The organism is Clostridium paridis, assembly GCF_016765615.1.
Classification (GTDB): domain Bacteria; phylum Bacillota; class Clostridia; order Clostridiales; family Clostridiaceae; genus Clostridium_T; species Clostridium_T paridis.
This window is the reverse complement of record NZ_JAESWA010000012.1, coordinates 25,187-48,493: the sequence shown is the minus strand read 5'-3', so window position 1 is coordinate 48,493 and position 23,307 is coordinate 25,187. Positions and strand designations below refer to the sequence as shown.

Below are 23,307 nucleotides of genomic sequence, written 5' to 3'. Positions count from 1 at the left end.
TACAATGCTTTTCAATTTTAAATATTGTAAATACTATATAATATGATAAATCAGTTACATTTTGGTTAAATAAGAATGATATAATAAGGTTATGTAAAATTATATTTAGTAGGAGTGAAGGAAATGAAAGTAGACAGAGTTAAAAAGATATTAAGGGATATGGAAGCAGAAGGCTTAGAGCAAATGATAGTTACATCCTCAGCTGCTATTTTTTATTTAACAGGTAAATGGTTTGAAGTAGGAGAACGTATGATAGCTCTTTATTTATCAACTAAGAATGAACCTAAGCTAGTAGTTAATGAGTTATTCCCAATAGTAGAAGATTTAGGTGTGGAAATTTTATGGTATAAGGATACTGAAGATCCAATACTTATTTTGAGTAAATTTATTGATAAAGAAAAATCACTTGGAATAGATAAGAATTGGCAAGCTCATTTCTTAATAAGATTAATGGAACTTGGAGCAGGAAAAGCATTTGTAAATGGATCTCCAATAATTGATAAGGCTAGAGCAATAAAAGATAGTGAAGAAATAGAGCTTATGAAAAAAGCTAGCGAAATTAATGATAGAGCCATGAAAGAAATTTGGAGAAGCATAGGGGAAGTAAAAACTGAAAAAGAAATGGGAGCATTATTAGGAGAATTATACGATAAAGAAGGAGCAGAAGGATATTCTTTTGCGCCTATAATAGCTTATGGAGCTAATGGGGCAGATCCACACCATGAACCAGATAAATCACTACTAAAAAAAGGTGAAGGGGTGGTTATAGATATTGGATGTTTATATAACCATTATTGTTCAGATATGACAAGAACAGTGTTTTATGGTGAACCTTCAAGTAAAGCAATAGAAGTATACAATATTGTAAAAGAGGCAAATTTAAAGGGGGAGGAAGCTGTTAAACCAGGTAGAAGATTTTGTGATGTAGATAATGCTGCTAGGAAGCATATAGAAAAGGCTGGATACGGTAAGTATTTTACTCATAGAACAGGACATTCTATAGGAATAGAAGTTCATGATTATGGTAATGTAAGTGCTGTTAATGAAGATAAATTAGAATCAGGAATGATCTTCTCTGTAGAACCAGGAATATATCTATCTGGAGATGTAGGGGTTAGAATAGAGGACTTAGTTCTAGTAACAGAATCTGGAGTAGAGGTATTGAATAAAGTAACAAAGGAAATAGTAGTTCTTTAACATACTTTGTTAAGGAGGATAAAAGGATGTTTTTTATAGGTATATTCGGAATTGAAACTAAGCAAAAAGAGATTAAGAGAATAGCTTCTGCTTTATGCAAAGAATGCAGGACAGGGGAACTTATATTATATAAACAATTTAATATGTTTCATTTCTTTTTTATTCCCTTATTTAAATGGGGAGTAAAATACTACCTAGTATGTAAAGATTGTAATACTATCTATGAAATATCAATAGAAAAAGGTAAGGCTGTAGAAGAAAATAGAGAAGACATAACTTACTGGGACTTAAAGGTATTGCATAGGGGAGATGTTAAAGTGTATTGCAGTCATTGTAATAGGGAAGTAAATGAAGAATTTGAATACTGTCCACATTGTGGAAGTAAAATATAAAAAAGGCTTTAATAAGCCTTTTTTTCATTCATCTAGATTTTCTTTACCATTAAACCATTTTAAAGAAATCTATGTTATAATGGCTTAAATTAATGAACCAATAAAACTATTTATTTCTGGAAGGAACTTAATAATGAGTGAATCTAATGAACTATTAGAGCTATCAAAAGAATTTAAAGAATGCCAAAAGGCATTAATAGCAATTGGTGATGAAACAAGGCAGTTAATTATAAGTGCATTACTTTTAAGCGATTGTAGTGGGGTAAGGGTAGGTGACATTGCTAATAAGACTAATCTTTCAAGACCATCAGTATCACATCATTTACAAGTATTAAAAAATGCAAATATGATAAGTGTGAGAAGAGAAGGAACAAAAAATTATTATTATCTAGAAGCAAGGGATAATGAGTTAAATAAGATTATAAGACTTTTTAATCATGTCAATACTATTATGAAGCATGCACCTGATAGAAGAGATGATTTTTAAAGATTAGAAGTAAAAATTACATAATCAAAAATAAGAATTAAATTGTTGGGGGAATAAGAGTGGATATGAAGTCAGATGTTAGCATTGATTTAGAAAAATGTATTGGTTGTAGTAAGTGTGTAAAGGATTGTCCAGAACATAATATTGTGATGGAAAATAATAAAGCTGTTATAAGAAGGGATGAATGTCTTAAGTGCGGTCACTGCGTGGCTATTTGTCCTAAAAATGCAGTGAGAATACCTCAATATGATGAAGAAGAAATTATACCTATAAGTGGGGAGGACAAACTTAATAGTGATACGCTACTAAAGGTAATAAAAGGTGGACGTTCAATTAGGCAATTTAAAGATATTCCAGTAGAAAAGGAAAAGTTAATGCAGATAATTGAAGCAGGACGGTATACAGCAACTGCAAGTAATAAACAGGATGTTTCATATATTGTGATTACAGAAAAGAATAAGGAAATTGAAAAGGAAGCAGTAAAGCTATTGAGATTACTAAAAAAGCCTCTAGGATTATTTATACCAATTGTAAAATCAATTACTATAGATGATGAATTCTATTTTAAAAATGCTCCAGCAGTTATTGTTGTAGTATCAAAGGATCAAGTTAATGGATCGTTAGCTGCTTCTAATATGGAGTTAATGGCAGAGTCTTTAGGGCTAGGCACATTTTACAGTGGATTTTTTACTAGAGCAGTAAATATAAGTGCTAAACTTAGAAATCTCTTGAGAATGGAGAAAGGACAAAAGGTTGCAACTGTCCTAGTAATTGGATATCCAAATGTAACATATGAAAGGACGGTACCGAGAAAAAAGGCAGATGTTCAGTTTGTGTAGTTTTTAAGAAAAAGTTGATTTGAAAGTTATAAATAAAATATAAAAGAAGAGAAATATATAGGCATAATATTTCTCTTCTTTTTACTTTAAATACTTTTATAGAGATTCTATTATATTATTCATTAATGAAATAAAGGTATTCTTTACTTTTTCTGAAGTCTCCATAACTTCTTCATGACTTAACGGTTGATCTAATATTCCAGCTGCCATATTTGTCATGCAAGATATGCCGAGTACCTTCATACCTTGATGTTTTGCTATTATGACCTCAGGAACAGTTGACATACCAGCAGCATCTCCACCTAAGACTCTTATCATTCTTATTTCAGCAGGTGTTTCATAAGTAGGACCACTCATCATAGTATATACACCTTCTTTAAGTGATAAGTTTAATGAAGTAGCTATATCTTTAGCTTTTTCTCTTAAATCTTTATCATAGGCATTGGACATATCAGGGAATCTAGGACCAAAGTCATTTAAGTTTCTGCCTATTAGTGGATTATCACCTGATAAATTAATATGATCTGATATTAGCATTAAATCTCCTGGTTTAAAGGAGGTATTAACAGCTCCTGCGGCATTAGTTACAATTAATGTCTCTACACCAAGAAGCTTCATAACTCTAACAGGAAAAGTTACTTCATTCATTTCATATCCTTCGTAAAAGTGAAAACGTCCTTGCATTGCAACAACAGATTTTCCTTGAAGTTTACCTATAACAAGTCTTCCTGCATGACCTTCTACAGTAGATACAGGGAAATGAGGTATTTCATTATAATTATAGTATTCTGCATCTTCTATTTTATCCCCAATAGCACCTAGTCCTGAGCCTAAGATAAGTGCAATTTCAGGTTTGTATTTTGTCTTAGATAGTATAAAGTCACCAGCTTCTTTTATTTTTATATTTAAATCAATCATTATTTCACTCCTTATTCCTATTTCAATATTTCTTTAAGGAAACTTTCACCGTTTTGTATTTTTTCAGTATTAAATATTTCACATATAGTTTGCCCCATACTGTAGAAGCCCATTTTAATTCCTAGGTTATAACCTTCTTTTAGCGATTTCCCATACGCTAAAAATGGTACATATTCTCTTGTGTGATCTGTTCCAGGGAATGTAGGATCGCATCCGTGATCTGCAGTTATAAATAATACGTCATCTTCCTTCATATTACCTATTATTTCTTTTAGTCTTTGGTCAAATGCTTCTAATCCCTCGCCATAAGCCTTTGCATTATTTCTATGACCCCATTTAGAATCAAAATCAACAAGGTTAGTAAATATAAGCCCAGAAGTACTTTCATTCATATAATCTAGAGTTTTATCAACTCCGTCCATGTTATCTTTAGTATGAATTGCGTGAGTTATTCCTTTGCCAGAGAAAATATCCTCAATTTTTCCTACTGCCATAACAGGAATACCTGCTGACTTTAATATATCTAGAGTTGTTTCGTGTGGTGGAACTAATGCATAGTCTTTTCTGTTAGGTGTTCTGCTAAAATTGCCAGGTTCGCCTATATAAGGTCTGGCAATAACACGAGCTACTTTACGGTTGCCATGTAACATTTCTCTAGCTATTTCACAATATTTATATAAGTCATCAAGTGGAATTAATTCTTCATGTGCTGCGATTTGAAATACTGAGTCAGCTGATGTATATACTATTAGTGCACCAGTTTTTAATTGCTCTTCGCCTAATTCATCAAGTATCTCAGTTCCAGAAGCAACTTTATTTCCTATTACTTTTCTTCCAGTTTTCTCTTCAAATTCTTCTATCAAATCTTTAGGGAATCCATTAGGATATGTAGGGAATGCAACTTCAGTTTTTACTCCAACCATTTCCCAATGACCAGTTACAGTATCCTTACCGTTTGAAGCTTCATGTAATTTACCATAACAACCTATAGGGTTTTGGGCTTTGTTTATGTTTTCCATACCATCAATTAATCCAAGACCAAGGGATTCCATGTTAGGTAGTTTTAACCCACCATTATATTTTGCAACATTCCCTATAGTATTTGAACCAACATCACCATACTTATCTGCATCAGGAAGAGCCCCCATTCCAACACTATCAAGAACTATCCAAATTACTCTTTTTATCATAATATCGCCTCCAAAATAATAATTGGGTATAATCTATGAATATTTGATTATACATTAAGTGTAACCGCTTTACCTTTAAGGGTTAAATATTCTAGAGAAGTTTACTCTCTAGAATAAAAATTGAAATCTATTTTTTATAATATTTTTCTGATCCTTTAAGTACTAATGAAGATTTAAGTGTTATAGTCTGTACGTCTACTTTATCATCTGAATTAAGAGAGTTTAAAAGTAAGTTCATTCCTATTTCTCCAAGTTCAGTAGTTGGACCATCAATGTAACTAATATCTAATCCTATTATATTAAATAAATCTATTCTATCAAAGGAAATTAACGCAATATCTTCAGGAAAAGATAAATTTTTTTCTCTAATAGATTTTATGGCACCTATAGTCATTTGGTTAGAACTAGTGAAAATGGCAGTAGGTCCATTATGTAACTCTAAAATTTTATTTGTTAAATTATATCCAGATTCAAGGGTGTAATCACCATAAAAAATATACTCATTATTTACTTGAATATTATTTTCTTCTAAAGCTTTCTTGTAACCATCAAGACGTTCTTGAGCTGATTTTGAATTCATTCTCCCAGTAATTATTGCAATTTTAGTATGCCCTGCATTGATTAATGAATTCACGGCATTATAACTACTTTCTAGGTTGTCTACAAAAACACCAGAAAAATTCGAATGCTTTAGATGACCATCTATTAAAACAACAGGAATACCTAAGTTGTTTAATTCATTTAAACAATCTACATTTTGGTCATCTTCACAGGAGGTTGGTGTAATTAATAAGCCACGGATTCTATGCTCTCTTAAGGATTGAATACTTCTAATTTCTTTCTGAATTGACTCGTGGGAATCACAGAGAATTATATTAAAATTATTATTCTCTGCCACTTTATTTATTCCTCTAAATACTTCACCATAGAAAGGGTTGGTTATGTCTGGAACTATTACTCCTATAGTATTAGTCTGTTTTTTAGATAAACTTCTTGCAATTGCAGATGGAGTATAGTTATAATCCTTCATAATTTTTAGTATTTTTTCTTTTGTTTCTAATTTAACGTAACCAGAATTATTAAGAACCCTTGAAACAGTAGCTAAAGAAACCCCTGCAGCTTTAGCAATATCAGAAATTGTTGCAGCCATTTAAATCCCCCCAAAAAATAGATAGTAATAATATATATGAGTAGTACAAAAATAAATAATTAATGGACTAAATGTATCAATATATAATGGTAACATTTTCACCCATAATTTACAACAAATCAACATAAAAATCAATAGTAAATTAAAGAAAAACTGGACTTTTGTTAACATAATGACATTTAAAGCATAGTAAAATAAAGTATAATTTAAAATAGAACTAAGTTGGATAACATTAATATAATGAATTAAGGAGAATACTATGAGAAAGAGGATTTTTGTGATTTTAGGTGTATTACTGGTTTTATTGGGCTTAAGTCAATTATATATTTTCACTGGTGGAACTAAAAAAATTACTGAAAAGAGCAATGCGATAATTATTCTTGGTTGCAAAGTGAATGGAAAAGAACCCTCAAGATTTTTATTAGAAAGAACCTTAAAAGCCAAAGAATTATATAGTGAGGGACTGGGAGAATATATAATATTATCAGGTGGACAGGGATCTGGTGAAGAAATATCAGAAGCTATGTGTATGAAGAAGATATTAGTTGACAATGGTATACCAGAAGACAAGCTATTACTTGAAGACAAATCGAAAAATACCTATGAAAATCTAAGAAATTCTAAAGAGATAGTTAAAGAAAAAAACTTTAATAATGTAATTGTAGTATCAAATGAGTTCCATTTAAGAAGAGCAAAGATGATAGGTGATAAATTAAATATTAATGCAAAATATTCAGGTGTGTTTGTGAAAGATAAATGGTTAACTGAGATTTATGGTGGAATACGAGAAATTCCTGCAATAATCAAAGATAGCTTTAGATAGTAGAAAAGTAATAATCACTCATTTTAAAATGAGTGATTATTACTTTTAAATTATAAAGATATTTATCTTTGGCTTAGGAACTTATTAAGTACAAGCATATAATTCTAATTTATTTTTAGAATAAGGAACCAAGAAGAAACCAAGGTAATGGATTATAGCCGTAATAATATGGTTGATAGTAAGGATGATAGTAAGGGTGATAGTAAGGATGATATGGTTGTTTATATCCATAACCATAGCTAGGATAATTCTTATAGCCTGAATATTTTTGCCTGTTAGTTCCAGTGGAAGAACCGCTAGAACCAGTAGAAGAACCTGTGGAGCCAGTAGTGCTAGTTCCTCCAGAAGTTAAACCTGTAGCTGAAGACTGGGTTCCAGGATAAGATTGCATATATGGAGTAGCTGATCCAGGCATTTGCATACCTCCAGGCATCTGCATGCCGCCGGGCATTTGCATATATGGGTATTGTCCTTCTTGACCTTGAGTCTGTCCTTGAGGCATATAGTAAGGGTTTGGTAAGAATGGAACAGTTTTTAGATATTCCATACAACTAGCAAAAGGACTCATTTGGCCACCTTGAGTTATATCTTGAGTAGTTTGACCGTATTGTCCAAATTGAGTTCCTTGAGTTCCTGAACCATATTGAGTTCCTTGATTATATAGATTATCTTGGGTAGTAGTCTGGCTACCGCTTCCTTGATCGTCATATTGTTCACGATACATGAGTTTCCTCCGAATAATTTTTTTCACATTAATGATATATGCGAATTAATGTTGTAATGTGAAAACAATATAAAAAATCGTCAAGGAGATTATGAGTCGTCGATTTTTTACTCGCATCTGACTTTCTGAACGAATGTGAGGAAAAATGTCAGGCGATCAATTCTATTTTTACTCTTTATGGGAAGGTGGCTGATACTTAAATTTAAATTCAAACTTAATAAAGTTACTCGAACACTTAAAATATTATTATTTCTTAAAGAGTAAAAAAGGCAGTTAAATGAATTGTTAAAAAATTCTTTAACTACCTAACTTTAATATATTACTGTAGGAACATTTCTCCAACTTGAACTACGTCACCTGCACCTACAGTAAGAAGTATGTCACCATCCTTGATTTTACCTTTTACATAATCACATGCCTCTTTATGTGAAGAGACATTTATACATTTTATACCTTTAGATCTAAGTGCATCACCTAACATTTTAGAGTTTATATCACCAGGATCCTTTTCTCTAGCTGCATATATATCCATTAAAATAAGTTCATCCACATCATTGAATGCTTCAGTAAATTCTTTAAAAAGAGTTTTTGTTCTTGTATATGTGTGAGGTTGGAAAACACAAAACAAGTTATTATGCTTAATATTTTTTGAAGTGCTTAATGTTGCCTTTATTTCTACTGGGTGATGAGCATAATCATCAATAACAGTTACACCATCTTTTACACCCTTATATTCAAAACGCTTATGAGCTCCTCCAAATGAAGTAAGACCTTGAGTTATTGCATCTGAAGAAAGATTAAAGATTAAGCCTACCGCTACAGCTGAAAGTGCATTTAAAACATTATGCTTTCCAGGAACATTTAATGAAATTGTAAATAACTTATCTTCATGTTTATAAGCATCAAAGGTCGCACATCCTTTTTCATTAAATACTATGTTTTTAGCAGTAATAATACCCCCATCTATTCCGTAACTAATAACATTACAAGATGTAGTTTCCATTGCTTTCACAACTCTAGGATCATCATGATTTCCAATTAAGTAACCATCTTGTGGTATAAGTTTTACGAACTTTTCAAAGGTTTCTTGAATATGATCGATATCTCTGTAGTAATCTAGGTGATCAGCATCAATATTAAGTATTATTCCTATATATGGATAAAAACTTAAAAATGAAGCTTTATATTCACAGGCTTCTGTTATGAAATACTCAGAATTTCCAACTTTATAGTTACCGTTAATAATGTCCAATTCCCCTCCAACTAGTATAGTTGGATCTAAATTTCCTTCAAGTGCTATATGAGAAACCATAGATGTTGTTGTTGTTTTTCCATGAGTTCCTGCAATCGCAACATTATATTTATGGCCTTGCATAATATGACCTAAAAATTCGGCTCTATCCATTAATGCAAGTCCTCTTTCCTTCGCTTCTAGTAGTTCGGGATTGTCCTTTGGAATAGCAGCAGTATAAACTACTAAATCTGCATCTCCTATATTTTCTCTTTTATGACCTATGTATATTTCAGCACCTTTAGCTTTAAGTGAATCAATTATTTTAGAATTTTTAGCATCTGAACCAGAGACTCTATAACCACCATTCAAAAGCACAGCAGCTAATCCACTCATGCTTATTCCACCAATACCTATGAAATATACCTTCATGTGTTTATCCTTTAAAAAATCAAAAGACAATTTTATCAACTCCTTAAGTTAATTCATTTATAATTATATACAATTTTATGAAATTGAACACACTTTTTATAGAAGAATTAACAATTGGAAGAAAAATATTATAAAATACTTGCTAATTGTTTAAATAATATTGATTATGGCTATAATATAGAATAAAATATGAATATTAAGATAGTTTTTTATATAGAAAATTCGTTAAATATGATAAAAATGTAGGTGATGTTTGTGGAAAAGTTAAGTAGAAATAGCAGAGTTGTAGCCATTACAAAACTATTAATGGAGAATCCAAATAAAATAATAGGATTAAATAATTTTTCGGATTTATTGAATGCGGCAAAATCAACAGTTAGTGAAGATATAGTAATAGTAAGAGAAGTTCTGGAAAAGCTAGGAATGGGAAGAGTGGAGACTATTTCTGGTGCAGCAGGAGGGATAAAATTCATAAATGGAATTAGTGACGAGAGTAGGGAGCAATTTGGAGAAAGATTATGCGAACTCTTAAAGGAACCATCAAGAATCGTACCAGGTAATTTTATTTACATGACAGATTTGATGTATAATCCACAAATAATAAGCAAGGCGGGGGTTATTTTAGCAAAAGCACTTGGAAATCAAAAAGCTGACTATGTAGTTACAGTTGAAACTAAAGGAATACCATTAGCTTATGAAGTTGCAAAAAATCTAGGAACAGAGTTAGTGATTGCAAGAAGAGACAATAATAAAGTTACTGAAGGACCTACAGTAACAATAAACTACGTTTCTGGTAGTAGCGGAAAGATTCAACAAATGTCTCTTTCAAAAAAATCTTTAAAAACAGGAAGTAGATGCATATTTATTGATGATTTCTTAAAAGGTGGAGGAACTGCAAAGGGTATACAAGATTTACTAAATGAATTTGATTCAGAATTAGTTGGAATAGGGGTTTTAGTGGATCATATTGGAGCAGAAAAGAAGCTAATTGATGATTATGTTTCTATAATAGAGTTAAAAAATGTAGATAAAAATGGAGTGGTTGACTTAAAGCCATCAAAATTATTAATTTAATATTCTAAAAATTTCAACAAAAAAAAGGATTTTAGTAACTTTTATAGAATATAAACTACAATAAACAACTGGAGGTGTAGTGAAATGCAAATCACAGACGTAAGAATAAGAAAAATAGCTGCTGAAGGAAAGATGAAGGCTATAGTTTCTGTTACTTTCGATAACGAGTTTGTTGTACATGACATTAAAGTTATTGAAGGACAAAATGGTCTATTTATTGCAATGCCAAGTAGAAAAACCCCTGATGGTGAGTTTAAAGATATAGCGCATCCAATAAATACAGAGACTAGAGAAAAGATTCAAAATGCTATTTTGGACGAATATGAAAAAGCCAAAGTAGAAGAAGATGAAGAATCTGTAGAGGAATAATCATGTATAAAAAAGGAAGCTGAGCTTCCTTTTTTTACTTTAGGAGAGAAAGAATGGTAAACTATAAAATCACACAAAGTTACACTAAATTATAATTTAATAAATATAATAGACAACAATGTTTAAAGGGATATCTATATTATAGAATTTGCTGTAAAATTCAGAAAATTAGGGATATGAAGATTTCGTTAGATTATGTTGAAATAGTAGATTTAATAACCTATAATATAATAGGTACGTTAAAAAATATCATAATTTAACTTAAAATTAAGTGAAAGAACATAGAGGTGTATTAATGTATAGTTGTGCTTTAATCCTAGCAGCGGGGCAAGGAAAGAGAATAAAATCAAACTTACCGAAGGTATTGCATAAAGTTTGTGGTAAGGAAATGGTTAATCATGTAATAGACACTATGAGAATGGCTAAAATACAAGATGTTAATGTTATAATTGGAAAAGGTGCAGAACTTGTTCAAGAAATGACTCAAGAAAAGAAAGTGAGTTATTCTATACAGTCAGAACAATTAGGAACAGGTCATGCAATAATATGTGCCAAAGAGTTCTTGAAGGATAAAGATGGTGTGGTTGCCATATTTACTGGAGATGCACCATTAGTAAAAAGTGAAACTGTAGAAAGTTTAATAAAGAAACATATAACAGAAGGAAATTCAGCAACATTATTAACGTCTATAATTGACAATCCAAATGGATATGGAAGAATAATTAGAAGTGGGGATAGTGTCGAGAAAATTGTAGAACATAAAGACTGTAATGTAAGTGAATTAGAAACAAAAGAAATAAACGCAGGAATGTACTGTTTTAATATAAAATCACTAGTAGATGCTTTAGATAAGCTATCAAATAATAATGCACAAGGGGAGTATTATTTAACTGATGTTATAGGAATACTAAAAAACCAACAAGAAAAAGTAGGTGCATTAGTTACAGAATTTGAAGAAACCTTAGGGGTTAATTCAAGAGTTGAATTAGCTAAAGCAGAAGAGATAATGAAAGAAAGAATAAATAACAAGCATTTAGAAAACGGGGTAACTATTATTGATCCTAGATCAACTTACATTGGAATTGATGTAACTATAGGTCAAGATACAATTATTTATCCAGGTAATGTTATAGAAGGAAACACTGAAATAGGAACTGATTGTATGTTATATCCTAATTCGAGAATTAGTAATTCTAAAATTGGAGATAATGTAGAAATTCAAAGTTCAGTTATTTTAGATAGTAAAGTTGGTGGAAATACTACTGTAGGTCCATTTGCATATATAAGACCAGAATCAGTAATTGGCGAAAAAGTTAGAATTGGTGACTTTGTTGAAATAAAAAAATCAACTATTGGAAATAACACTAAAGTATCACATTTAACCTACATTGGTGATGCAGAAGTAGGAGAAAGTTGTAATTTTGGTTGTGGAACAGTTGTTGTAAATTATGATGGTAAGAATAAGCATAAAACTAAAATAGGAAATAATTCATTTATAGGATGCAATACGAATTTGGTTTCTCCTGTAGAAGTTAAGGACAATACTTATATTGCTGCAGGTTCAACTATAACAAAAGAAGTCCCAGAAGGTAGTCTTGCTATTGCAAGAGCAAAACAAACAAACATTGAGGGATGGGTTAATAAAAAAGCGCTTAAAAAATAACAATTTTACAAAGGCACTTTTTAAAATATATTCACTTTTTAAAATATATTAAGGAGGTATTCTAAGGAATGATTACCCATGGAAGAAATATTAAAATTTTCACTGGAAATTCACATCCAAAACTTGCAAAAGACATAGCTGATATATTAGGGGTGCCAGTGGGTAATGCGAAGGTAGGAACCTTCAGCGATGGAGAAATATGCGTAGATATTAATGAGACTGTTAGAGGACAAGAGGTGTTTGTAGTTCAATCAACTAATTCACCAGTTAATAACAATCTTATGGAATTGCTAATTATGATTGATGCACTTAAAAGAGCATCAGCAGGAAGAATAACAGCTGTTATTCCATACTATGGTTATGCAAGACAAGATAGAAAGGCAAAATCTAGAGACCCAATTACTGCAAAACTAGTTGCTGATATATTAACAACTGCAGGAGCAGATAGAGTTTTAACAATGGATTTACATGCCGCTCAAATACAAGGATATTTTGATATACCAGTAGATCATTTATTAGGATCACCTATACTAGCTAGATACTTTGTTGAAAAAGGATTTGAAGATAGAGAAGATGTTGTAGTAGTATCTCCAGATTTAGGAAGTGTTACAAGAGCTAGAAAGTTTGCTGATAAGTTACATGCACCAATTGCTATAATTGATAAGAGAAGACCAAAAGCCAATGTATCTGAAATAATGAATATCATTGGAGAAGTTAAAGGTAAGGCATGCATACTTATCGATGATATGATTGACACTGCAGGAACAATTGCTAATGCAGCAAATGCTTTAAAAGATTTAGGAGCAACTAATGTATATGCATGCTGTACACATGGTGTTTTATCTGGCCCTGCGTTTGATAGAATTAATGCAAGTGCAATAGAAGAATTAGTTATGTTAGATACCATTGCACTACCAGAAAGAAATGATTTAGGTAAGTTTAAGTCTATTTCGGTAGCACCTTTATTTGCAGAAGCAATTAAGAGGATCTACGATGAGGAACCATTAAGTAAATTATTTGATGTTTAATACATATAAGCTTTATAGTATTAATAAGCAAGAATTTTAAATTACGTATTGAAATTAAAATTGAAAGTTACTTATATTAAAAGAGGATGGCGTTATTTGCCGTCCTTTTTCCATTACATATTATTTGGTATCTTTACATAAGTTAAAAAAAAGATACAATATCATAAAAACTATATTTTATTATGTAAACTTGTGGTAAATTATTTATATGAAAGGAGTGGAGATAAGAATGGAAGGAACAATCGGTAAAATATTAGTAGTGGATGATGATGAAAACATTTGTGAGTTAATTAAGATGTATTTAAATAGTGCCAATTATGATAGTAAGGTTGTATATAATGGGAAGGATGTACAGGAAGCTTTTGTAGAATATAAGCCAGACTTGGTTTTATTGGATATAATGCTTCCTAACATAGATGGAATAGATGTGCTTAAATGGATCAGAAAAGAAGGGGAAACACCAGTTATTATGCTAACTGCAAAGGGAGATACTTTTGACAAAGTACTTGCTTTGGAATTAGGAGCAGATGACTATATAGTAAAACCTTTTGAGCCTAAAGAACTTTTAGCTAGAGTAAAGGCAGTACTTAGAAGATACACCTCAGATCCTTCAAATAAAGAAGTAATAAGCTATTCAGATTTAAGTGTGGATGCGAACTCTTATAATGTAGTATATAAAGGGACTGAAATAAAAATGCCACCAAAAGAATTTGAGTTATTATACTACTTAGCATCAAATAAAAATAAAGTGTTTACAAGAGAACAACTTTTATGTGAGGTTTGGGGATATGATTATCCAGGAGACTCTAGAACTGTAGATGTGCATGTGAAAAGATTAAGAGAGAAACTTCCTGAGGGTAGCACTTGGCAAATTGAGACTGTTTGGGGGGTAGGTTATAAATTCGAGGTGAAATAGCAAATGAAAAGAGAGAGCTTAGTTTCAAAATTGCTTATTGCAGTAACAGGTATAGTTGCATTATCGTTCATTATAATTGCAGCTAGCCTTTCATTTTGGTTTGAGGGATATTTTTTTGATAGAAGAAAAAACCTTTTAGACAATCAGGCCCAGTTAATATCGTCAACTTCAATTGATTACTTATCAAATAAGCAGAATTCATTAGATTCATTAAATAATGTAATGAATTATGTTAGCGGAAGCCTCTCTATTGATATACTTTTAGCTGATAATATGGGATATGTATATGCTGTGTCTGATCAAAGATATGAATCTCTAAAATATACAAAGCTTCAAGTAGAAAAAATGGATCAACTTAAAGCAGGTAAAGCAGTTGAGATAAAAGATCCAGAAAAGAAATTTTCTGATTCCTCAGAATATGTATATTATAAACCGATAATTAGCAAAGGGAATTTTTATGGATTTATTGTAATGGTAACTCCACTTGAACAAATACGAACGCCTCTTAACAAGGTGTACCTTGTTATATGGTTCTCAGCTGTTATTGCTATTGCATCATCTGTAGTAGTGATTTATTTGCTTGCTCAAAACATTCTAATCAGACCTTTAGCAGAAATAAATGCAGTTTCAAAGAGAATAGCTAAGGGAGAAGTTGGTCAAAGGGTAATAATTAGATCAAATGATGAGATAGGAGAATTGGGAGAGTCATTTAATATAATGGCAGATTCTTTAGAGAAGGTTGATAACAATAGAAGAGAGTTTATCTCAAACGTTTCTCATGAGTTAAGATCTCCAATTACCTCAATAAAAGGATTTATAGCAGGAATACTAGATGGAGTTATTACTAAAGATAAAGAAAATCATTATTTAAAAATTGTATATGACGAAATTCAGAGATTAACAAGGTTAATAAATAAACTATTAGATATGTCAGCTATGGAAGAAGGAAAGGTAGAATTAGAGATAAGTGAAGTAGAAGTGAATAGTTTAATTACAAGAGTGGTTATGAATTTGGAAAATAAAGCATTAGATAAAAAGTTAAAGGTAGATGTGGTTTTTGAAGAAAAACGCATTTTTGCATTAGCAGATAGGGATAGATTAATTCAAGTAGTAACTAATATAGTTGATAATGCTATTAAATATTCATATTCAGGGGGAAATATTAAAATATATACTAAGGTTAAGTTGAATAAGATATACATAAGTATATATAATGATGGCCCAACTATTTCTAAAGAAGACTTGAACAATATTTGGCAAAGATTCTATAAGGCTGATAAATCAAGAACTAATAAACTTAGTACGGGGCTGGGTCTTCCTATAGTAAGACAAATAATTACTCAGCATGGTAATGATATATGGGTTCAAAATAGTGAAGATGGAAAAGGAGTAATTTTTACTTTTACTTTGTCCAGAGCTACCTAAAGTGAGGGTATTATATGCTAAATAATAATGAAAAAAAAGATGATATTGATGTAAGTGAAAAAAATGAACAAGGAAAAGTATCTATAAGTGTAAAAAAGAACAAACGTAAGATTTTTCTAAAGGTATTCGCACTGGGGACTTTTCTCATTTTATTGTCAGTAATTACAGGTATAATAACATCTCAGATTATTATAAATAAGAAGATAAAAGAATTAGGATTGAACACTATTTCTGAAAATGATTATGTGTCTTATGAAAATGTTTTGAATAATATTTATCTTTCGAAAGTAATAAAGAAAACCTCTGTATCATTAGTTACTATAAGTGACAATAAGGAGAATTTGAATACAAATAAGTCATTTACAGATAGAACAACAGGCGTGATTATAGATTCTCGAGGATATATAGCAACTAGTTTTAGCTCTATTAAAGATTTGAAGAGTATATATGTTGGGCTTTCTTCACCTGGAACCAAACCAATGCAAGGTAAGCTTATAGGGGAATATGAACCTTTAGACATTGCAATTATAAAGATTGAAGGAACAGGATATACTGCTTGTGAACTAGATAAAGATGACAAAACAGTTGTGGGAGATCGTGTTGTTTCAATTGGCCACCCTCTAGGTACCGGGGAAGTAGGGTTTGCTAGTTTTGGAGTAGTAACATCTAATAGAATTGAAATAACAATAAATCATGATGTGGAAACTGAGAAAACATTTAATTCCATTCAGAGTAGTACAATAATAACTAAGGATAATAATGGTGGACCATTATGTAATTTGGATGGTGAAGTAATAGGAATTAGTTCATTGGAATTCCAAAAGGAGCATGGGGAGAATCATTTATCTGTTGTAGTCGGGGGAAGTGAGTTAGTTTCAATAATAGAGGCAATAATAGATACAGGAAATGCGGAAAAGATAAAGTTGGGGTTTATTGGTGGAAGTATAAAATCTGAAGATGGAAAAACTTACGACGGAGTTTATGTAGAAAGTGTCATACAAGATAGTAACATTGCAAAAGCAGGTATAGGACCAACTGACATAATTAAAGAAGTAGGCGGAGAAAAAATAAATACTATTGAAGATTTAGATAAGATTATTAAAAAATATAATGTTGGAGATAATATAAGCTGTAAGATTTTAAGAAGCGGACAGCTAGTAAATATAAATTTAACTATTTAAAGATATAAATAAAGAAGATCATTGAGATTAATATCATAATTTCAGTGATATAATTAACTATGTAATTATGAAACAATTTTTTATGTTTTGACATCATAATGAAACATTATTAATGTATTATATATATCATTGAAAGTTTATAATTGCATAGCATGAGTAGTCTGGAGGGAAACTATGTATTTAATTGTGGGGCTTGGAAATCCCGGAAGTGAGTATAAAGGAACAAGACATAATATAGGGTTTGATGTTATAGATCACTTAGCAGAAAAAAACAATATTAATATTAACAAGAAAAAGTTTAAAGCAGAATATGGAGAAGGTAATATAGCGGGTGAAAAAGTTATTTTACTTAAGCCAACTACATATATGAATCTTAGCGGGGAGAGTATAAGAGAGGTAATAAACTTTTATAAAATTTCCGGGGAACAGATTATAGTAATATATGACGACATTAGTTTGGCTGTTGGAAGGCTAAGAATAAGAGGAAAAGGAAGTGCTGGTGGGCATAATGGAATTAAAAGTATTATAGCAAATTTAAGCAGTGATGTTTTCCCAAGAATTAAGGTGGGGGTAGGACAACCCAAAGGTGATTTAGTTTCTCATGTCTTAGGTAAATTTTCTAAAGAGGAACAAGAAATGTTAAAAAAAGTTATAAGTGCAGCTGGAGATTCAGCAGAAGAAATTATTAAAAACGGAGAAGTTGAAGCTATGAATAAGTATAATAGCTTTTCACTATAGAAGTTTTGAACGGTGGTGTATCATATGAGGTTAAGAGGTATAATGGAGCCTCTAGAATCTTCTGACAAATTTAAAGAAGTTATTAAAAACTTAGATTCAAATACTACTCCAATAGGAGTATATGGTTTAGGAGACTCTGGTAAAAGCTATTTTATAAATGGTGTATATGAAAATTACCATAAATCTATTCTCGTTGTAACGCATTCAGATATGGAGGCAAAAAATCTCTATGAGGATCTTTCCTTATTTCATATGAATGTGTTTTATTTGCCTGCAAAAGAAGTGGTTTTCTATAATATTGATGCTATTTCTGGGGATTTAAGATGGGAAAGACTTAAAGTATTTAAGGAAATGTTAAATGATAAGAAAAAAATAGTAATAACATCTATAGAAAATTTGGCAGCCTTATATACACCAAAGGAACTCTATGAAAGTCATTTTATAAAATTAAAAACTTCAGATGAATATGATTTAAAAGAACTTACAACATTACTAGTTGAAAGTGGTTATGAAGCTGTAGAAATAGTTGAAGGAAAAGGACAGTTTTCTTTAAGAGGTGGAATATTAGATGTGTTCCCAATTCAGTACGGGACACCTTATAGAATAGAGTTTTTTGGAGATGAAATAGAGTCAATTAGAAGTTTTAATTTAGAAACGCAAAGAAGTATTACTAAGGTTGAAGAGATTGAAATTTTTCCTGCCAAAGAAGTAGTTTTAGACAAAGAAGCACTAGAAAGATCTATTCGTAATATCGAAAGTGAATTTAATGAGGTTAAGGATAAAAGAAAAAAAGAAAAAGAGGTATGTGAAAAGCTAGATTCAATAGTTAGAAATAATATTGAACTTTTAAAGGAAACTTGGACATTCGAGACTATAGAAAGTTATATGCCATTTTTATATGAGAATCCTTGGAGTTTATTTCAGTATACTAATAATTATTTAGTTGTTATGGATGATACCCAAAGGTGTAAAGGTAGATTAGAAAGTCTATATTTTGAGTTTGGTGAAAATTATACTTCGTTTTTATCAAGGGGGGATATACTCCCATCTCAAGGAAAACTTTTAATCGATGAAGATATTCTTTATAATGCGCTAGAAGATAAAGAATTAATAACTATTGATGCTTTAGCTAAAGGCAGGGATTATCTTAAACCTCTTGCAATAAATAACTTTACACAACTAACTCTTCATGATTACCAAGGACAATTAGATTTCTTGATTGAAGATATAAAAGATAAAAAACAAAAAGGTTTTAAAACCCTAATATTATCAGGTACAAGAAGCAGAGGAGAAAGACTGGTAGATACTTTAAGAGATAGAGGAATTGAGAGTTCTTATAGGGATGATATTAAAGATGTTCAATTTGGAGAAGTTGTTATTACCTTTGGCAATCTCCTTAAGGGGTTTGAATATCCTGAACTAAGATTATGTGTAATATCAGATAAAGAAGTATTTGGTGAAGCAAAAAGAAAGATTTCCAGAAAACCTTCAAAGCAAAAAGGTGTAGGAAAAATAAAGAGTTTTGGGGAATTAAAACCTGGTGACTATGTTGTTCATGTAAATCACGGTATTGGTGTATATAAAGGAATAAAACAAATAGAGGTTTCTGGTCATACTAGGGATTACTTAGATATTTTATATGATAAAGGTGATAAGCTATATGTTCCTGTTGATCAATTAGACATGATTCAGAAATATATAGGAAGTGAAGGTAAGTCTCCTAAAATAAATAAATTAGGTGGTTCCGAGTGGCAAAAGGCAAAGGCAAAGGTAAGGAATTCTATCAATGATATAGCAGAAGAATTAGTAAAGTTGTATGCAGCAAGAGCAACTTTAAGGGGACATAGTTATTCAAAAGATACTCAATGGCAAAGACAATTTGAAGATGAATTCCCATTTGAAGAGACTCCAGATCAGCTAACATCTTTAGAGGAAATAAAGAATGATATGGAATCTGATAAGCCTATGGATAGACTTCTATGTGGGGATGTTGGTTATGGAAAAACAGAGGTGGCAATAAGAGCAGCATTTAAAGCTGTCATGGATGGGAAACAGGTAGCATTTTTAGTACCAACAACAATATTGGCAGAACAGCATTATACCAACATGAGAAAGAGATTTTCTGATTTTCCAATTAAGATTGACATGATAAGTAGATTTAGAACAGCTAAAAAGCAAAAAGAAACTTTGAAGTCGTTAAAAGAAGGAAATGTAGATATATTAATAGGAACACATAGGCTCGTATCCAAAGATATTTCTTTCAAAGATCTAGGATTATTAATAGTAGATGAAGAGCAAAGATTTGGAGTTACTCAAAAAGAAAAAATAAAGAATTTAAAAAAGAATGTAGATGTTTTGACCTTAAGTGCAACTCCAATTCCAAGAACACTTCATATGTCATTAACAGGAGTTAGAGATATTTCAGTAATAGAAACACCACCAGAAGAAAGGTACCCTATACAAACTTATGTAGTTGAACATAATGACCAATTAGTAAGAGATGCAATATTAAGGGAACTAAATAGGGGTGGGCAAGCATTTTTTGTTTACAACAGGGTTGAAGATATTGAAAAGATGGCTAAATACTTGATGGATTTGATACCTGAAGCAAAAGTTACAATTGCTCATGGGCAAATGACTGAACGAGAGCTTGAAAAAGAAATGATGGCCTTTATGAATAAAGAATATGATATATTGTTGTGCACTACTATTATAGAGACTGGGATAGATATTCCTAATGTAAATACAATGATAGTTTATGACTCCGACAAAATGGGGTTGTCTCAATTATATCAGCTAAGAGGTAGAGTAGGTAGAAGTAACAGAATAGCTTATGCATATTTTGTATACAAAAAAGATAAGATTCTTACTGAAGTAGCTGAAAAGAGATTAAAGGCATTAAAGGACTTCACAGAACTCGGTTCTGGTTTTAAAATAGCCATGAGAGACTTGGAAATCAGAGGAGCTGGAAATATGATGGGCTCAGCTCAACATGGGCACATGGCATCTGTTGGTTATGATTTGTATTGTAGAATGCTTGAAGATACAATTAAGTTAATTAAAGGAGAAATAGATCAGGAACCAATTGAAACAACTGTAGATATTAAGGTGGATGCATTTATTTCAGAGAACTATATTGAAGATGAGATTCAAAAAATTGAAATCTACAAAAAAATTGCAGCTATTGAAAATCAGGAAGATTATGACGATATAAAAGAAGAACTTAACGATAGGTATTCAAAAATTCCAGCAGAAATATTTAATTTGATGGATATAGCTTATATTAAAAGTAAAGCAAAAATTCTTGGAGTTGAAGAAGTTAAGGAAAAAGATAATAAGGTATTATTTATTTTCCAAGGTAGAGATAGAGTAAAACTAGATATATATAAAGCTTTACTTGATAGTTACAAAAATAAAATTTATATTAACCTTGGAGAAAAACCGACATTTGCTTACAAAATAAGTGAAGGTAAAAAGGAAACTTTATTAGAAGAAATAAAAGAATTGTTGAATAAAGTTGTTTAAGAAAAATCTTTGGAAATTTGATAGCTTTGAAATAAATAGAAAATATTGATATACTAATATTATGTCACATTGGTTTAACTTAAAATTAATTATATATGGATTGCTAGTTGAACTTAAAGCTAAAATGAAAGGTGAGGAAGATATTGAAGAAAGTTAAAAAATTATTAGGGCTTATAATTGTTGGAGCAGTAAGTTTCTCTGTAGTTGGTTGTAATATGGTTCAAAAAACACCGGAAGCTATCGCAAAGACTGTTGTAGCAAAAGTAGGCGATCAAAAGATAACATTGGGAGAAGTAGATGAAAATCTACAACAAACTATAAGCCAACTAAAGCAACAATATGGAGATAAATATTTAGATAATGCAGATGCTAAGAGTGCATTAACAAGTCAAAGAAAAGAAGTTCTTACTCAATTAGTAAATCAAAAAATGATGCTTAAAAAGGCTGAGGATATGAAAGTAGTTCCTTCAGATTCAGATTTAAATAAAGCTGTAGATGATCAAATAAAATCATATCAAGAAATGTATGGCGGAGAGGATAAGTTAAATGATGCCATTAAGTCAGCAGGAATGACATTGGATTCACTTAAAAAGCTTATAAGAGAACAAGCAATAGTACAAAAAGCTCAGGAAGCTCTTACTAAAGATGTAAAAGTAACTGATGAAGATGCTAAGAAGTACTATGATGAAAATAAAGCTACTGAATTTACACAAGGTGCAGGAGCTACTGTTTCGCATATATTAGTGGCAACAGAGGATGAAGCTAAGAAGATAAAACAACAATTAGATGGCGGAGCTAAGTTTGAAGATGTGGCTAAAGCTTCATCAACAGATACAGGGTCAAAAGATAATGGTGGAAGCTTAGGGTTTATCCCTTATAACTCAACTCAATATGATACTGATTTTATGGCTGGAGTTAAAGCTCTTAAAAAAGATGGAGATATTTCAGGACCAGTAAAGAGTCAATTCGGATATCATATTATTAAAGTAACTGGTATTCAAACTCAAGACATTGTGAAGAAGTTTGAAGATGTAAAAGAAGACATAATTACAAATGTAACAAATCAGAAGAAGAGTGATTTAATTAATTCTACATTAGAACAATTAAAGAAAGACTATAAAGTAACAACTTACGAAGATAAACTATAATAAATATTTAATATGAGGAGTCATATCGAGAAAATTCTTGATGTGACTCTTTTTTTTGTATATATAACGAATAGAATATTCCATAATCATCAATGAGAAATCTTTATTGCTAATTAGAATAAAAATAGCCAGTTTTACGTATAAAAAATTTATTTAGAAAAATAATAATGTTGTAAAGAAAAAATTACTTCAAAGTATAAAAATAGGAGGGACAAAGGATGAAAGCTACAGGCATAGTAAGAAGAATTGACGATTTAGGTAGAGTAGTAATTCCAAAGGAGATAAGAAGAACTTTAAGAATAAGAGAGGGAGATCCTCTTGAAATCTTTACAGATAGAGAGGGTGGGGTAATCTTAAAAAAATATTCTCCTATTGGTGAGTTAACAGATTTCTCAAAAGAATACGCAGAGTCATTGCAACAATCAATTGGACACATTATCCTAATTGCTGATAAGGATGCTTTTATTTCAGTAAGTGGTGTATCAAAAAAAGATTATATTGAAAAGAAAGTATCAAGTGAACTAGAAGCAATAATGGAAGAAAGGAAGACAGTATTATTAGGAGGTGGTACTGGTAAAGTAGTGCCACTATATAGTGATGATGATTCTGGTAAGTATAGTACACAAGTAATATCTCCAATACTAGCAGAAGGAGATACAATTGGTGCTGTAGTAATAATTGAAAAAGATGATGGACAAAAATTGGGTGATTTAGAAATGAAATTAGCAGAAACAGCATCAGCATTTTTAGGAAAGCAAATGGAGCAATAACCACATAATTTAATATAAGTTAGAATAATACCTCTATGTTTGAAATAGACATTAGTATAGATTCAATAACAATGAAAATATAAGCGT

General features: G+C 30.9%; 21 protein-coding genes. 16 read left to right on the top strand and 5 right to left on the bottom strand.

Annotated features, from left to right (window positions below; translation table 11 throughout):
* Positions 1-123 precede the first annotated feature (123 nt).
* From JK634_RS02455 to JK634_RS02440, 4 genes are all read left to right on the top strand, one after another.
* The gene (locus tag JK634_RS02455; protein ID WP_202766038.1) at positions 124-1,197 is read left to right on the top strand and encodes a M24 family metallopeptidase; all 1,074 of its coding nucleotides are present in this window, start codon (positions 124-126) and stop codon (positions 1,195-1,197) included.
* A 26-nt stretch (positions 1,198-1,223) separates the two neighbouring features.
* Positions 1,224-1,589 carry a zinc ribbon domain-containing protein gene (locus JK634_RS02450; protein ID WP_202766037.1) on the top strand — a complete coding sequence of 122 codons (366 nt, stop codon included), beginning with the start codon at positions 1,224-1,226 and terminating at the stop codon, positions 1,587-1,589.
* A 133-nt stretch (positions 1,590-1,722) separates the two neighbouring features.
* A complete protein-coding gene (locus JK634_RS02445; protein WP_202766036.1) occupies positions 1,723-2,076 on the top strand; it encodes an ArsR/SmtB family transcription factor in 354 nt (117 codons plus the stop codon).
* 65 nt (positions 2,077-2,141) lie between these two features.
* Positions 2,142-2,915: a nitroreductase family protein gene (locus JK634_RS02440; protein ID WP_243425543.1), complete on the top strand. Its 774-nt coding sequence runs from the start codon at positions 2,142-2,144 to the stop codon at positions 2,913-2,915.
* A gap of 96 nt (positions 2,916-3,011) precedes the next feature.
* Here JK634_RS02440 and JK634_RS02435 read toward each other — a convergent pair whose 3' ends face one another.
* From JK634_RS02435 to JK634_RS02425, 3 genes are all read right to left on the bottom strand, one after another.
* Positions 3,012-3,830: a purine-nucleoside phosphorylase gene (locus tag JK634_RS02435; protein WP_202766050.1), complete on the bottom strand. Its 819-nt coding sequence runs from the start codon at positions 3,828-3,830 to the stop codon at positions 3,012-3,014.
* A gap of 20 nt (positions 3,831-3,850) precedes the next feature.
* On the bottom strand, positions 3,851-5,023 hold the full coding sequence (locus tag JK634_RS02430; protein WP_202766034.1) for a phosphopentomutase: 1,173 nt from the start codon (positions 5,021-5,023) through the stop codon (positions 3,851-3,853).
* A gap of 127 nt (positions 5,024-5,150) precedes the next feature.
* Complete coding sequence (locus JK634_RS02425) at positions 5,151-6,173, bottom strand: LacI family DNA-binding transcriptional regulator (protein WP_202766033.1); 1,023 nt, start codon at positions 6,171-6,173, stop codon at positions 5,151-5,153.
* A 259-nt stretch (positions 6,174-6,432) separates the two neighbouring features.
* Here JK634_RS02425 and JK634_RS02420 point away from each other — a divergent pair, with 259 nt between their 5' ends.
* Complete coding sequence (locus JK634_RS02420) at positions 6,433-6,996, top strand: YdcF family protein (protein ID WP_202766032.1); 564 nt, start codon at positions 6,433-6,435, stop codon at positions 6,994-6,996.
* A 115-nt stretch (positions 6,997-7,111) separates the two neighbouring features.
* Here the strand turns inward: JK634_RS02420 and JK634_RS02415 are convergent, their stop codons facing one another.
* Positions 7,112-7,720: a hypothetical protein gene (locus JK634_RS02415; protein ID WP_202766031.1), complete on the bottom strand. Its 609-nt coding sequence runs from the start codon at positions 7,718-7,720 to the stop codon at positions 7,112-7,114.
* 319 nt (positions 7,721-8,039) lie between these two features.
* Positions 8,040-9,413 carry a UDP-N-acetylmuramate--L-alanine ligase gene (gene murC / locus JK634_RS02410; RefSeq protein WP_202766030.1) on the bottom strand — a complete coding sequence of 458 codons (1,374 nt, stop codon included), beginning with the start codon at positions 9,411-9,413 and terminating at the stop codon, positions 8,040-8,042.
* 225 nt (positions 9,414-9,638) lie between these two features.
* On the opposite strand from murC, the gene purR reads away from it, so the two are divergent.
* From purR to spoVT, 11 genes are all read left to right on the top strand, one after another.
* Positions 9,639-10,457, top strand: a complete 819-nt coding sequence (gene purR, locus JK634_RS02405) for a pur operon repressor (protein ID WP_202766029.1) — start codon at positions 9,639-9,641, stop codon at positions 10,455-10,457.
* 84 nt (positions 10,458-10,541) lie between these two features.
* Positions 10,542-10,826 carry a septation regulator SpoVG gene (gene spoVG / locus JK634_RS02400; RefSeq protein WP_202766028.1) on the top strand — a complete coding sequence of 95 codons (285 nt, stop codon included), beginning with the start codon at positions 10,542-10,544 and terminating at the stop codon, positions 10,824-10,826.
* Between the two features lie 295 nt (positions 10,827-11,121).
* Positions 11,122-12,489 (top strand): bifunctional UDP-N-acetylglucosamine diphosphorylase/glucosamine-1-phosphate N-acetyltransferase GlmU, encoded by a 1,368-nt coding sequence (gene glmU, locus JK634_RS02395; RefSeq protein ID WP_202766027.1) that lies wholly within the window; start codon positions 11,122-11,124, stop codon positions 12,487-12,489.
* A 68-nt stretch (positions 12,490-12,557) separates the two neighbouring features.
* Positions 12,558-13,517, top strand: a complete 960-nt coding sequence (locus JK634_RS02390) for a ribose-phosphate diphosphokinase (protein ID WP_202766026.1) — start codon at positions 12,558-12,560, stop codon at positions 13,515-13,517.
* Positions 13,518-13,746: 229 nt separating this feature from the next.
* Positions 13,747-14,433, top strand: a complete 687-nt coding sequence (locus JK634_RS02385) for a response regulator transcription factor (protein ID WP_202766025.1) — start codon at positions 13,747-13,749, stop codon at positions 14,431-14,433.
* Positions 14,434-14,436: 3 nt separating this feature from the next.
* Positions 14,437-15,858 (top strand): sensor histidine kinase, encoded by a 1,422-nt coding sequence (locus tag JK634_RS02380; protein WP_202766024.1) that lies wholly within the window; start codon positions 14,437-14,439, stop codon positions 15,856-15,858.
* 14 nt (positions 15,859-15,872) lie between these two features.
* Complete coding sequence (locus tag JK634_RS02375; RefSeq protein WP_202766023.1) at positions 15,873-17,039, top strand: trypsin-like peptidase domain-containing protein; 1,167 nt, start codon at positions 15,873-15,875, stop codon at positions 17,037-17,039.
* Positions 17,040-17,213: 174 nt separating this feature from the next.
* Positions 17,214-17,777, top strand: a complete 564-nt coding sequence (pth, locus tag JK634_RS02370) for an aminoacyl-tRNA hydrolase (protein ID WP_202766022.1) — start codon at positions 17,214-17,216, stop codon at positions 17,775-17,777.
* A 24-nt stretch (positions 17,778-17,801) separates the two neighbouring features.
* Positions 17,802-21,302, top strand: coding sequence for a transcription-repair coupling factor (mfd, locus tag JK634_RS02365; RefSeq protein WP_202766021.1), 3,501 nt, complete (start codon positions 17,802-17,804; stop codon positions 21,300-21,302).
* A 143-nt stretch (positions 21,303-21,445) separates the two neighbouring features.
* Positions 21,446-22,450: a peptidylprolyl isomerase gene (locus JK634_RS02360; protein ID WP_202766020.1), complete on the top strand. Its 1,005-nt coding sequence runs from the start codon at positions 21,446-21,448 to the stop codon at positions 22,448-22,450.
* A gap of 218 nt (positions 22,451-22,668) precedes the next feature.
* A complete protein-coding gene (gene spoVT, locus JK634_RS02355) occupies positions 22,669-23,220 on the top strand; it encodes a stage V sporulation protein T (RefSeq protein WP_202766019.1) in 552 nt (183 codons plus the stop codon).
* Positions 23,221-23,307: the final 87 nt, after the last annotated feature.